This is a genomic window from Mycobacterium sp. 3-98, assembly GCF_035918355.1.
Lineage (GTDB): Bacteria > Actinomycetota > Actinomycetes > Mycobacteriales > Mycobacteriaceae > Mycobacterium > Mycobacterium intracellulare.
Map to the genome: position 1 here is coordinate 640,600 of NZ_CP142360.1, position 12,821 is coordinate 653,420.

The 12,821-nt window shown below is 69.9% G+C and carries 8 protein-coding genes; 4 read left to right on the forward strand and 4 right to left on the reverse strand.

From position 1 onward, the window contains the following. Positions 1-59: 59 nt before the first annotated feature. Positions 60-1,853, forward strand: coding sequence for an NRAMP family divalent metal transporter (locus tag QGN30_RS03170; protein WP_225331189.1), 1,794 nt, complete (start codon positions 60-62; stop codon positions 1,851-1,853). Here the strand turns inward: QGN30_RS03170 and QGN30_RS03175 are convergent. Continuing rightward, on the reverse strand, positions 1,845-2,789 hold the full coding sequence (locus QGN30_RS03175) for an NADP-dependent oxidoreductase (RefSeq protein WP_008262161.1): 945 nt from the start codon (positions 2,787-2,789) through the stop codon (positions 1,845-1,847). The genes QGN30_RS03170 and QGN30_RS03175 overlap by 9 nt on opposite strands. 129 nt (positions 2,790-2,918) lie before the next feature. Between QGN30_RS03175 and QGN30_RS03180 the strand changes: the two genes are divergently transcribed. Then, on the forward strand, positions 2,919-3,551 hold the full coding sequence (locus tag QGN30_RS03180; RefSeq protein WP_008262159.1) for a hypothetical protein: 633 nt from the start codon (positions 2,919-2,921) through the stop codon (positions 3,549-3,551). Positions 3,552-3,563: 12 nt separating this feature from the next. Here the strand turns inward: QGN30_RS03180 and car are convergent, their stop codons facing one another. Together car and QGN30_RS03190 are read right to left on the reverse strand one after the other, a co-directional pair. Continuing rightward, positions 3,564-7,130, reverse strand: a complete 3,567-nt coding sequence (gene car / locus QGN30_RS03185; protein WP_248923285.1) for a carboxylic acid reductase — start codon at positions 7,128-7,130, stop codon at positions 3,564-3,566. A 110-nt stretch (positions 7,131-7,240) separates the two neighbouring features. Beyond that, positions 7,241-7,996, reverse strand: coding sequence for a L,D-transpeptidase (locus tag QGN30_RS03190; RefSeq protein WP_038538166.1), 756 nt, complete (start codon positions 7,994-7,996; stop codon positions 7,241-7,243). A 328-nt stretch (positions 7,997-8,324) separates the two neighbouring features. Between QGN30_RS03190 and QGN30_RS03195 the strand changes: the two genes are divergently transcribed. Beyond that, positions 8,325-9,254 carry a LysR family transcriptional regulator gene (locus QGN30_RS03195; protein ID WP_038538163.1) on the forward strand — a complete coding sequence of 310 codons (930 nt, stop codon included), beginning with the start codon at positions 8,325-8,327 and terminating at the stop codon, positions 9,252-9,254. On the opposite strand, the gene oxc is transcribed toward QGN30_RS03195, so the two are convergent. Beyond that, positions 9,238-10,974, reverse strand: a complete 1,737-nt coding sequence (gene oxc, locus QGN30_RS03200) for an oxalyl-CoA decarboxylase (protein WP_009957107.1) — start codon at positions 10,972-10,974, stop codon at positions 9,238-9,240. The genes QGN30_RS03195 and oxc overlap by 17 nt on opposite strands. A 251-nt stretch (positions 10,975-11,225) precedes the next feature. Here oxc and QGN30_RS03205 point away from each other — a divergent pair, with 251 nt between their 5' ends. Beyond that, positions 11,226-12,818: a FadD7 family fatty acid--CoA ligase gene (locus QGN30_RS03205; RefSeq protein ID WP_008262151.1), complete on the forward strand. Its 1,593-nt coding sequence runs from the start codon at positions 11,226-11,228 to the stop codon at positions 12,816-12,818. Positions 12,819-12,821: the final 3 nt, after the last annotated feature.

Here is a 12,821-nt window from a genome sequence, read left to right on the forward strand (position 1 = left end):
ATCGAGTGCATCCGCATGCCCTCACCCGTGGTGAGAGCGATTCGTACAGCGAGGACCAGATGACGTCGATCCACACCGGCGGCGGCCGTGGCCTGGGTTCGGGCCGCACGGCCGCCGCCGCGGAGAACCCGCGCGCCGAGGCGCCGGCGTCGACGGTGCTCGACACCGCGCACGTCGGCGACATCGTCGGCGCGTTCGGTCGCATCGGGCGCATCGACGGGACCGTGACCGGCCGCTGGCGGCGGCTGAAGACACTGGCGGTCATCACCGGTCCCGGCCTGATCGTGATGGTCGGCGACAACGACGCCGGTGGCGTCGCGACCTACGCCCAGGCCGGCCAGGACTACGGGATGGGCCTGCTGTGGACGCTGGTGCTGATGATCCCGGTGCTCTACGTGAACCAGGAAATGGTGCTGCGGCTGGGCGCGGTCGCCCGGGTGGGTCACGCGCGCTTGATCTTCGAACGGTTCGGCAAGTTCTGGGGCGCCTTCAGCGTCGGCGACCTGCTGATCTTGAACGCGTTGACGATCGTCACCGAATTCATCGGTGTGTCAATGGCTCTCGGGTTCTTGGGTTGTCCGAAGTTCGTCGCCGTCCCAGCGGCCGCGGTGCTGTTGTTCGCCGTCGTGGCCGGGGGTTCGTTTCGCCGCTGGGAGCGGTTGATGTTCCTGTTGATCGCGGTGAACGTGCTGATCATCCCGATGGTGCTGCTGGCGCATCCGGCCCCGAAAGCGACTGCGGCCGGGCTGATCCCGCAGTTCCCCGGCGGGCTGAACTCGACCGTGCTGCTGCTGGTGGTCGCGATCGTGGGGACGACGGTCGCGCCGTGGCAGCTGTTCTTCCAGCAGTCCAACGTGGTGGACAAGCGCATCACCGCGCGCTGGATCCCTTACGGCCGGGCCGATTTGGTGATCGGAATCGTCGTGGTCATGGTCGGGGCGACGGCGCTGATGGCGGTGACGGCCTTCGGGATGGCGGGCACCGCCGACGCCGGGCACTTCACCGACGCCGGAGCGGTCGCCGCGGGGTTGTCGCGGCATCTGGGCGGCACGGTGGGGGCGCTGTTCGCGATCATCCTGCTGGACGCGTCGCTGATCGGCGCCAACGCCGTCGGCCTGGCGACCACCTATGCCGTCGGCGACGCCCTGGGCAAGCGGCACTCGTTGCACTGGAAGATCGGCGAGGCGCCGGTGTTCTACGGCGGCTACGCGGTGCTGCTTGCGGTGTCGGCCGCGGTGTCCTTCAGCCCCGACCACGTCCTCGGCCTGGTGACCCAGGGCGTGCAGGCGCTCGCCGGCGTGCTGCTTCCCTCGGCCACCGTGTTTCTGGTGTTGCTGTGCAACGACCGCGCGGTGTTGGGACCGTGGGTGAACACGGTGCGGCAGAACATCGTTGCGTGGAGCATCGTGTGGTGTCTGGTGCTGTTGTCCCTGGCGTTGACGGCGACGACCTTCTTCCCGGACCTGTCCACCGCCACCATAGAGACCGGGCTCGCCGCCGGCGCCGCGGTCGGCATCGCCGGCGGCGCGGTGATGGTCGTCGTCGGCCGCAGGCATCGCAGCCTGGCCGAGGCGGAAGCCATCGTGCGCACGCTCGGAGGCGGGCTGGACCCGGAGCAGGTCGACGAACTCGACGACGCCGCATCGCTCACCCGTGCCGAACGGCGGGCCGTGCGCCGCCAGGACCGGGCCGGCTGGGTCACCCCGAACCTGGCCCTGCTCGACCGGCCCGCGATGTCGCCGATGCGCCGGGCGGGGTTGTTCACCCTGCGCGGCTACCTCGTGGTCGCCGTCGCGTTCGTCATCATCAAAATCGTGCAGGCAGGGGTCGTCGGGCCGGTCTCGTCATTGTGAGTCGGTAGGCAGCAGAACGATTTTCCCGTGGGTGTGCCGTCGCTCGAGTTCGGCGAAGGCGTCGGCGACCCGGTCCAGCGGATAGGTCGCGGCGATGTCGAAGTCGACGGCGCCGGAGGCGATCAGGCCGGCCATCTCGGCGAGCACCTCGGGTGTCGAGGCGTCCATGCTGCCCTCGGTCTTGGCGCCCACCTCGCCGGCCTTCTGGAAGGCGATGATGGTGTTGATCCGCTCCGGCGCGACGCCGAGGTCCACCGCGAGCTGGACGTAGTCCGGGCCGAACAAGTCGATGAACGCGTCGATGCCGTCGGGCGCCGCGTCGCGCAATCGCCCGGCGAGCCCGTCACCGTAGGCGATCGGGACGACGCCATGCGCGCGCAGCCAGTCGGCGTTGCCGGGGCCCGCGATGCCCAGCACGCGCGCCCCGCGCAGCGCCAGAAGTTGCACCACCAGGCTGCCCACCCCGCCCGCGGCCGCCGACACGGCGACCGTCTCACCGGCCTGCGGCGCCACCGCGCGCACGGCCGCGTACGCGGTCACGCCGGCCACGTAGAGCGAACCCGCCGTCTCCCAACCGAGTTGGGCGGGCTTACGAATCAGTTGACCCACCGGCACGGCGGCGTGGGTCGCGTGGCTGGACCGGCGCAGGCTGAATCCCAAAACCTCGTCGCCGACCGCAAATTCGGTGACCCCGGGCGCCACCGCGGTCACGACACCGGCGAGGTCGCTGCCCTCCCCGGAGGGAAAGGTGGCCGGGAACCTCTCGTGCATCGCCCCGACCCGGATGCCAGCCTCGCCGGGATTGATTCCGGCCGCGCGGACCTCGACGACAACCTCGCCCGGCCCGGGCGTGGGCATGTCGATGTCCGCCACGTACAACACCTCACGCCCCCCGTACCGGTCGAACCGTACGGCGCGCGCCGCTGCAGCGGTCATGCCGATCTCCTCACCGCGACGATGCCCCCACCCACGCCAGCATAGGCACGCAAAGAGCTACCCACCGGCGGCCCGTTGGGCATATGTTCGTAGCAACTCGGGCACGGATGACGCGTGGAAGGAACATGCGTGGGGGCTCCTCGGATCGGTATCGCCGGCCGGGTCGTGTGGCACGCGGCCGCGATCGTCGCGGTCGGCGCCGCGAGCACGGGCTGCGGCGGCTCCGACAAGCCCCCGCCGCCGTCGGCGGCGGAGTCGGGCCCGTCCGCATCCCCGACCGACTCGGGCGCGGTCACCGGGCCGCCGCCGGGGCAACCCACCGATTACGGCTATCTGCTGATCAAGCCGGGCGACGTGGGCGGGGGTCTCACCGCACCCCAGTCGCCGATGCTCAACCCCAACAACGCGCCGGGGGTCGCGCAGCTGTTCGCCAACGCCGACAGCGGCCGCCGGCTGTGGGACACCATCGTGGTGACCGCCGACCCGTCGGCCGCCGCGGCCGAACTCGCCGGCAGCAGAGCCGAATACGCGGGCAAGGTGGTCGGCGACTGGCGGCCGCTCGCCGTGGGCGCCAACGGGTCGGCGATTTCGGGTGCCTCGCCCGATAACTCCCAAGCCATGACGGTCCTGCTGTTCACCGAAGGCAAGGCGCTCGTCACCCTGGAATTCGACAGCGCACCCGACGACCCGTTCGACCCGGCAGTGACCGTCGACATCGCGCGCAAGCAAGACGATGCGATCAAGCGGGGACTGCCCGGCTAGCACCGCACGGGGCTACACCAAGCCCAGCAGGCGTAGGTCGGCGACGTACTTGTCGATCAACGCCGCCGACAGGTGCGGAATGTCCTCGTCCGCACCGATTTTGGCCGTCCGCACCGCGTGGCGGAAGACGTCGGTGGGGGCCGGCGCTCCCCGCAGTGGCGTCGCGGGTTCCCGGTAGGCGTCCAGCAACGGCAACACCGAATGCTGGCGCTGCTTGTCCGGTAACGCGCGAAGCGCCGTGGTGAAGCGGCCCAGCCATTCGTCATAGTCCTCGATGCGCCGGATGTCGTGTCCGGCGGCGATCAGCCAGTCGACGAACACGTCCAGGGAGACGCCGTCGTCGTGTGGGTTCATCACGTCATAGGAGCGGTACTCGCCGGATTCCTCGGCCGCCATCTGTTCGCCGAGCGTGGTGACCGCTTCGGCCACGAAGTCGGCGGGCAGCCCGTCGTAGTGGGCCACGGCTCGGTTTCCGTGTTCGTCGGTCCGGTAGAACGTGGTCGGCGCGATGCCGGTGGTCAGCAGGCTGAACATCAAGCGGGTGAAGGCATCTGGCACGTTCAGCTGCCCGGCATACCGGCTGTGCGCGAGGATCATGTCGGAGCGGAAGACGGCGACCGGCAACCCGCACAGGTCGTGCGCCTCACGCAGCAACACCTCACCGGCCCACTTGCTGTTCGCGTACCCGTTCGCATAGCTGTCGTCGATCGGGCGTACCGCGCTGACCGCGCGGATGTCGCCGTCTTCGGCGAACTCGCCGGGATCGACCGTCATCGCCACGGCGACGGTCGACAGATAGGTGACGGGCTTGATGCGCGTCGTGATCGCCAGGCGGATCAACTCGGCGGTGCCGACGACGTTCGGGCCGAACAGTTGGTCGTACGGCAGCACGTGGTTGACCAGCGCGGCCGGGTGGACGATCAGATCCACGCTCTGGGCCAGGCGCTGCCAAGTCGATTGGTCCAGGCCGAGATTGGGCTCACCGATGTCGCCGACGATGACTTCCAGGTGCTCGGCGGCCAGCGTCCGGAACCGCTCCAGCAACTGCGGATCCCCGCTGTCGAAAACGGCCTCCAGCCGTTTGCCGGCCGTCGCGGTGTCCGTCGCGCGGACGATGGAGACGAGCTTCCCGCCGGTCTCGGCGAGGCGCTCGAGCCATTCGAGGGCCAGGAAGCGGCCGAGGTAGCCGTTGGCGCCGGTCAGCAGGACCGTGTGGGGTGTGCCGGTCGCGCGCGGCAGGTTCGGTGCGGCGGCCAAGGTCGTCGCGTCGATGAACTTGTCGAGGGTGAGCTCCGCGGCGCGGACCTCGGCGGCGTCGCGTCCGTGCACAGTCGCGAATGTGGGCCGCCGCGATCCCGATTTGCGTTCGGATTCAACGTATTCCGCGAGCTGGCCCAGGTCGGTGGCGGGCCCGGTGATCATTCCCACCGGCACGTCGACGTCGAAGATGTCGCGCAGCAGGTTGGAGAAGGTCAGCGCCGACAGGGAATCGCCGCCGAGTTCGATGAAGAGTGCGTCGGGGGCGAGCGGGCCGCCGGCCACACCCAGTAGCGCCTCGGCGGCCCGGGTGAGGGTGAAGACGACGGGGTGTTTGTCCGCCCCCTCGCGCAGCGCACGCAACTCGGTCACGCGGTTTTCGGCCAGCTCGGCGTAGAGCTGTTCGAGCCGGTCGGCGTAGCGCTCCTTGAGCTTCGGCCGCAGCAGCTTGCCCACGCCCGAGAGCAGGCCGTTGTCCTCGCTGAACGGCTCGGTTTCGACGATGAAGTCGACGGGCACCTCGTAGGACTGCAGTTCGGCGAGTTGCGCCGACTGGCGCAGGGATTCGGCGACGGCGGCCTTGAGGCCCTCGGGATCTTCGGTGAATCGCTCCGCGGCGTCGGCCGTCGGCACGACGACGGCCAGCAGATAGGGGCGTTCGCTGTTGCCGTATACGAAGATCTGGCGGATCAGCGGCGCGCTGGCGAAGACGGCCTCCAGGCGGGCGACGGCGACGAACTCGCCCTGCGCCAACTTCAACACGTTGTTGCGGCGGTCGACGTAGGCCAGCCGGTCCGGCTCGAGCTCGGCCATCACGTCGCCGGTCCGGTAGTAGCCGTCGGGATCGAACGCGTTGGCGGTGACGTCCGGTCGTTTGAAGTAGCCCGGCGTCGCGGTCAGCGACTTCACCAGCAATTCGCCACGCGGATAAGGCTTGTCGGTGTGGAAATAGCCGAGTTCGGGAACGTCGATGAGCTTGTAGTCGAGCACCGGGGGACGGGTCATGCGCCCGTCCTTGGTCACCATGCCGACCTCGGTCAGCCCGTAGCCGTCGAGAACGTGGACGTCCAAACAGGTTTCGACGAAGGCCCGCATCTCCGCGGCCAGCGGCGCCGTCCCGCAGAAGGCGGTCACGATGCGCCCGCCGAGGACCTGCTCACGCAGCTCGGCCCGCGCCCGGGCCTCGGCGGAGCCGGCGTCGGCGCCCGAAGCCACGAGTCGGTCGACGGCGCTCTGGTAGCGCTGGTAGAGCATTTCCGCCACCCGGGGTACCAGGCCCATCTCGGTGGGGCGCACCAGGTTCCAGTCGTCGAACAACGTGGACAGGTCGCTTTCCGGCACGAAGTAGCTGGTGCCGCCGGCCTGGAACGCGGTTGACAGCGGTATCCGGCCACCGAGGTGATTCAGCGGCATGAAGTTGACGTTGAACACGGGTGTGTCCGCGAAGTCGGGCATCAGCTCGTTGGTCCACACCTTGGCCAGCATCTGCTCGGTGTACATGGCGCCCTTGGGTAATCCGGTGCTGCCCGAGGTGTACATGATCATCGCCAGCCGCTGATCGGTATCACCGGTGTACATGGGCTCGGGCGGCAGGGCGCGTCCGCGTTCGATGATTTCGTCGAGGGTCTCGATGGTCACCGCCGCGCCGGCGGCCGCCAGCGTCGCCTGGGCGCGCTGCAGCGCCTCGCGTTGCTCGTCGACCTCGGGCTGGTAATCGAAGACCACGAGCCGCCGCAACGACGAGCTGCCCGACGCCGCCTCGACCGCGAGGTCGAGATAACCGACGCCGGCGGCCAGTATCGACGGCTCGACCTCGTCGACGATCGGTCGCAGCCGTGAGGGGGTCGTATTGTGTTGCAGCGGAACGGCAACCAGCCCGAGGTAGCCGCAGACCAGGTCGAGTGTCAGATATTCGGCGCTGGCGAAACCGACCGTCGCGACGAAGTCCCCGGGCGACACGGGGTTCGCGGCGTCGTGCCGCCACGCGGCGGCGATCGCGCGCACATCGGCCCACAGCTCGCGGTAGGTCATGGTGTCGAAGCGGGGGAGCAGTCGCGTGGTGGTACGCCCGGTCGCGGGGTCGGTGCTCAGTGTCTTGGCCCGCCAGCCCACCGCGGGCCGATCGGCGTAGCCCTCGACGAACAGCTCCAGAATCTGGGGCAGGCGCAGGCCCGGTTGGCGCGCCGCCTGCTGCAGCGACAGATCGGGTTGGGCGTTGCGGAACTGTTCGTCGGTCGCGGCCAACTCGCGGATGCGGGCGGCGACCCGCTCGCGCGCCGGGCCTCTAGAGCTAACTTTCGTGCGCTTCACATCGCCGGTCATGGCCCGCCTCTCGTTCAACTGCCTCGCTCCAACGAGAACTCATCGCCGCGGGCGGGTCTTCCTGTCGGCGCGTGTGACGACGGTCACACGCCGGGGACTGCGGGTGACGCTCAGGCCACGACCTGGATGGGGTCGCCGACGTTGACCTGGTTGAAGTACCAGGCGGCGTTGTCGGGGCTGAGGTTGATGCACCCGTGGCTGACGTTGGCGTAGCCCTGGGAATCGACCGACCACGGGGCCGAGTGGACGTACACGCCGCTCCAGGTGACCCGGACGGCGTACTGCGCGGTGATCTTGTAGCCCTCGGGGGAGCTGAGCGGGATGCCGATCGTGCGCGAGTCCATCACCACGGTGCGCTGCTTCTCCAGCGCGGTGAAGCTGCCCATCGGCGTGGGCCTGCTGGGCTTGCCCATCGACGCGGGCATGGTGCGCAGCACCTCTCCGTCCCTGCTGACGGTGAAGGTGTGCTTGGAGATGCTGGCGACACCGAGCAGCGCTTCGCCGGTGTCGAAGCCGGTCGTCAGCGCCTGCACACCGACCGAAACGTGCGTGTGGGGGGCCCAGTACTGGTCGGGGACCCACTGCACCACCGTGTTGTGAACCCACTCGAAGTGCCCCGGCGTGCCGCCCGGCGACGTCACACGAATCGACCGCTCGACGGCGGCCCGATCGGCCACCGGTGCGGTGAACGTCACCACGACGGGGTGCGCCACGCCGACCACGGCGCCGTCGGCGGGCAAAATCGAGGCGACCTCGGGTGCGGCGTGCGGCGTGGGCACGGCGGCGCTGCCACGGGCCGCCGATCCCACCAGGCCCATGACCGTGATCGCGACCATAACAAATAGATAACGAACACCTCGACGCATAGCGTCCACCCTTCGAGATGGTGCGATCAACACACGGTCATTCTACGGGTTACCCACGAATCACCGGTTTCAGCAAACAATGACAGCCCACTGGACCCGCTGCGGTCACGATTCGACTGCCGATTGGGTTCGATTGGGTCGGCGGCGCGCAGCCCGGGTGGCACGCGCTTCGAAAACGGCACCGATACACCGATTTTCGCGGCCGCAGCCCCCAAATCGTGCCCGGGTGTGGTCGAAGGTGCCGCCGCGGGCTTGGCGCACCCGTCGGGCGCGCGTTAGCCTCAGCGAGATCGGCGCCCAAGCCCGAGCCCGGAACCCGAGGAGTGCGGTGCTCTTCCGCCAGCTGGAGTACTTCGTTGCGGTCGCCTCCGAGCGCCACTTCGCCCGGGCCGCCGAGAAGTGCTTCGTATCCCAGCCGGCGCTGTCTGCCGCGATCGCCAAGCTGGAGCGGGAGCTGAACGTCACGCTGATCAACCGTGGCCACAGCTTCGAGGGCCTCACCCCCGAAGGCGAGCGGTTGGTGGTGTGGGCCAGGCGGATTCTCGCCGAGCACGACGCCTTCAAGGCCGAGGTCGACGCCGTCCGTTCCGGCATCACGGGGACGCTGCGGCTGGGCACCGTGCCGACCGCATCGACGACCGCGTCGTTGGTGCTCTCGGCGTTCTGCTCGGCGCACCCACTGGTGAAGGTGCAGATCCTGTCCCGGCTGGCGGCGACCGAACTGTACCGACGCCTGCGCGAGTTCGAGCTCGACGCCGCGATCGTGCACGCGGCACCCGACGAGGCGGACGTGAACCTGGTCCCGCTATACCAGGAGCGCTACGTGCTGCTGTCGCCCGCGGAGATGTTGGGATCCGGGGCGGCGACGATGACCTGGGCCCAGGCCGCGCAATTGCCGCTGGCGTTGCTCACCCCGGACATGCGCGACCGTCAGATCATCGACAAGGCGTTCGACGATCATGGCATCACCGTCAGTCCGCAGGTCGAAACCGACTCCGTCGCTTCGCTATTCGCTCAGGCGTCCGCCGGAAAGTGGGCTTCCATCGTGCCGCACACGTGGCTGTGGACCTCCCCGCTGGGCCCGGAGGTCCGGGCGGTGGAGATGCTCGATCCGGTGCTCAAGGCCGACGTCGTGTTGGCGACCAACGCGAGCGGACCCGGTTCGCCGATCGCGCGTGCGCTGGCGGCGTCGGCCGCGGGCCTGGCGCTGAACGAGTTTTTCGACGCCCAACTCCTGGGCGTCACCCGCCGCCGCTGACCGCCGCCGCGCGAGCCGGGTTCAGGCCGGCCAGATGACCGCTTTCCACCCCGGCGGCCGGATCGAGCTCGCAGTCGATGACCGAGGGCGCCCCGGAGCCGATCGCCTCGGTCAGCGCCGCGCGCAGCTCATCGGGTGTGGCGACGTGATAACCCTTGCCGCCGAACGCCTCTGCGATCAGCTCGTGGCGCGCCCGGGCGTTCAGCACGGTGGGGGCCGGGTCCGACGGGTGTGCCGCGGTCTCGTCCCCCCGATAGACGCCGCCGTTGTTGAGGATGACGACGGTCACCGGCAGCCGGTAGCGGCAGATGGTCTCGATCTCCATCCCGCTGAAGCCGAACGCGCTGTCACCCTCGATCGCGACGACCGGCCCGCCGGTCTCGACGGCGGCCGCGATCGCGTAGCCCATGCCGATCCCCATGACGCCCCAGGTTCCGGTGTCGAGCCGGTGCCGCGGCAACTCCATGTCGATGACGTTGCGCGCCAGGTCGAGCGCGTTGGCGCCCTCGTTGACGACGTACACGTCCCGGTTGTCCTGCAGCACAGCGCGAATCGCGCCGAGGGCGTTGTAGAACCGCATGGGGTGCGGGTCGTCGGCGAGGCGCTCGCGCATCTTGGCGTCATTGCGCGCCTTGCGGTCGGCCAGCTCGGTCGCCCATTCCGTTGGCGCGGCGAACGGGCGGGCGGTCACGGCGTCACACAGCGCGGACATCGCCGAGCCGATGTCGCCGGCCAACGGCGCGGCGATCGGCTGGTTGCTGTCGAATTCGCTCGCCGCGATGTCGACCTGCACGAATTGGGTGTCGGCGGACCATTGCGGCGACTCCCCATGGCCCAGAAGCCAATTCAGCCGCGCGCCGATCAGCAGGACGGCGTCGGCCCGTGAGATCGCCAGCGACCGTGCGGTGGCCGCGGACTGCGGGTGCGAATCGGGGAGCAGCCCCTTGGCCATCGACATCGGCAGGAATGGGATGCCGGTGGCTTCGACGAATCGTCGAATCTCGTTGTCCGCCTGGGCGTACGCCGCGCCCTTGCCGAGCACGATCAGCGGCCGCCGCGCCCGGGCCAGGACTTCCAGCGCGCGGTCGACCGCGTCGGGAGCGGGCAGTTGACGGGGAGCGGGGTCGACGACCCGCCATATCGTGCCGGCGGCGGCCGAGGCCTCCAGGGCCTGGCCCAGGACGTCGCCCGGGATGTCGAGGTAGACGCCGCCGGGACGCCCGGAGACCGCGGTGCGAATCGCGCGCGCGACGCCGCGACCGATGTCCTCGATCCGGTTGACCCGAAAGGCCGCCTTCGCGAACGGCCGTGCGGCGTTGAGCTGGTCGAGGTCCTGGTAGTCACCGCGTTGCAGGTCGACCAGCGCCCGATTGCTCGAGCCGGAGATCTGGATCATCGGGAAGCAGTTCGTCGTGGCGTTCGCCAGCGCGGGCAGAGCGTTGAGGAAACCGGGCCCGGATGTCGTGAGACACACGCCGGGGCGGCGGGTGAGGAATCCGGCGGCCGCCGCGGCGTTGCCGGCCGAGGCTTCCTGCCGAAAGCCGATGTAGCGGATGCCCGCCGCCTGCGCGGTCCGGGCGAGGTCGGTTATCGGGATGCCGACGAGGCCGTAGATGGTTTCGACGTCGTTGGCCATGAGCGCGTCCACCACGAGGTGGAAGCCGTCGATCACGCGGGTCGACCCCCGCGCGTCGCTTCCCGACGCCGAAACGGTGGACATGGGCGACTCCTCGGTGCGCGGGCGGTAATGACTAGCCATCACTGTGACCCCGGCCCCCGGCGCGTGTCCAAGTCGAAGCCGCTATCCGATGATCGACGGCGTCTATCGCCACAGCTCAGAGGGGCGGCGTTGCGCTTCGATAGCCGACGGTTATCGGTCGTAAGCGGATCGGTATTGGACGCGCCGCGAGCCCGCCCGGCAGGGTGGCATCGACGGCACAAGGACGGCAACAGAGGGGAAGGAGCGCGGTGATGGGATCCGATTCGACAACCGGCGGCGAGGTCACGGCGTCCACCGGCCCGCGCATCGCCGACCTGGTCGAGGCGGCGGCGCGGCGGGCGCCGCAGGCGTGCGCGCTGGTCGTCACCGCCGAACGCGTCCCGGTCAGCTACCACGACTTGACCCGACTGGTCGACGATCTGGCCGCACAACTGGCGGCCGGCGGCCTGGTCCCGGGCGACCGGGTCGCGCTGCGCGCCGGCAGCAACGCCGAATTCGTCGTCGGGCTGCTCGCCGCGTCCCGGGCGGATCTCGTTGCGGTTCCGCTCGATCCGGCGCTGCCGGGCACCGAGCAGCGCGCCCGCAGCGAGGCGGTGGGCGCGCGGGCGGTGCTCGTCGACCGGCTCGGCGATGACGAGACCGCCGGGGCGACACCGCCGGCCTGGCCCATCGCGGTGAGCGCCGGACCCGACGGCGCCGCCCCGGCCGTCACCCTGACGGTCAGCGCCGCACCGCAGCGCGACGTGTCGACGCCGCAGGGCCTGCGCGACGACGACGCCATGATCATGTTCACCGGCGGCACCACCGGCATGCCCAAAATGGTGCCCTGGACGCGCCACAACATCGCCGGCTCGGTCGCGGCCATCGTCGCCGGATACGCCCTGGGGGAACGGGATTCGACCGTCGCGGTGATGCCGCTCTACCACGGGCACGGCCTGCTCGCCGCCCTGCTGGCGACCCTGGCGTCCGGGGGAACGGTGTTACTGCCCGCGGGTGGGCGATTCTCGGCGCACACCTTCTGGGACGACATCGAGGCGGTCCGGGCCACCTGGTACACGGCCGTCCCGACGATCCATCAAATCCTGTTGGAACGCGCCCGCACCGAGCGGCCCGCCGGCGCCGGCGGCCTGCGGTTCATCCGCAGCTGCAGCGCGCCGCTGACCGCCGAGACGGCGCAGGCCCTGCAGGACACGTTCTCGGCCCCGGTGGTGTGCGCATTCGGGATGACCGAGGCGACCCACCAGGTGGCCACCACCGCAGTCGAAGGCGCCGGGCACAGCGAAAACCCGGGCGCCACACCGGGTCTCGTCGGGCGCTCGACCGGACCGCAGATCCGGATCGTCGGACCCGACGGTCAGTCGCTGCCCGCCGAGACCGTCGGCGAGGTCTGGCTGCACGGCCCCACCGTGGTGCGGGGCTACCTCGGCGACCCGTCGATCACCGACGCCAACTTCACCCAGGGGTGGCTGCACACCGGCGATCTGGGCACCCTGTCGCCGGCCGGCGACCTCGTGATCCGCGGCCGCATCAAGGAACTCATCAACCGCGGCGGGGAGAAGATCTCGCCGGAGCGGGTCGAGGCGGTGCTGGCCAGCCACCCCGGCGTGCTGGAGGTGGCCGTGTTCGGCAAGCCGGACACGCTGTACGGCGAGACCGTGGCCGCGGTGATCGTCGCGCGCGGATCCGCCGCGCCGACGGCCGACGAGCTGGCGTCGTTCTGCCGTGACCGGTTGGCCCCCTTCGAGGTGCCGACCGACTTCCAGCAGGCGGCGGAGTTGCCGCACACCGCCAAAGGCTCGCTGGACCGGCGCGCCGTCGCCGAACGGTTCGCTCGCGGGGCCTGAACG

Bases quoted from the DNA above. Each gene is read 5' to 3' on its own strand.
- car (WP_248923285.1), bottom strand. From the start codon at position 7,130: ATGACCGGCGATGTGAAGCGCACGAAAGTTAGCTCTAGAGGCCCGGCG.
- QGN30_RS03190 (WP_038538166.1), bottom strand. From the start codon at position 7,996: ATGCGTCGAGGTGTTCGTTATCTATTTGTTATGGTCGCGATCACGGTC.
- QGN30_RS03205 (WP_008262151.1), top strand. From the start codon at position 11,226: ATGGGATCCGATTCGACAACCGGCGGCGAGGTCACGGCGTCCACCGGC.
- QGN30_RS03175 (WP_008262161.1), bottom strand. From the start codon at position 2,789: ATGACCGCTGCAGCGGCGCGCGCCGTACGGTTCGACCGGTACGGGGGG.
- oxc (WP_009957107.1), bottom strand. From the start codon at position 10,974: ATGTCCACCGTTTCGGCGTCGGGAAGCGACGCGCGGGGGTCGACCCGC.
- QGN30_RS03170 (WP_225331189.1), top strand. From the start codon at position 60: ATGACGTCGATCCACACCGGCGGCGGCCGTGGCCTGGGTTCGGGCCGC.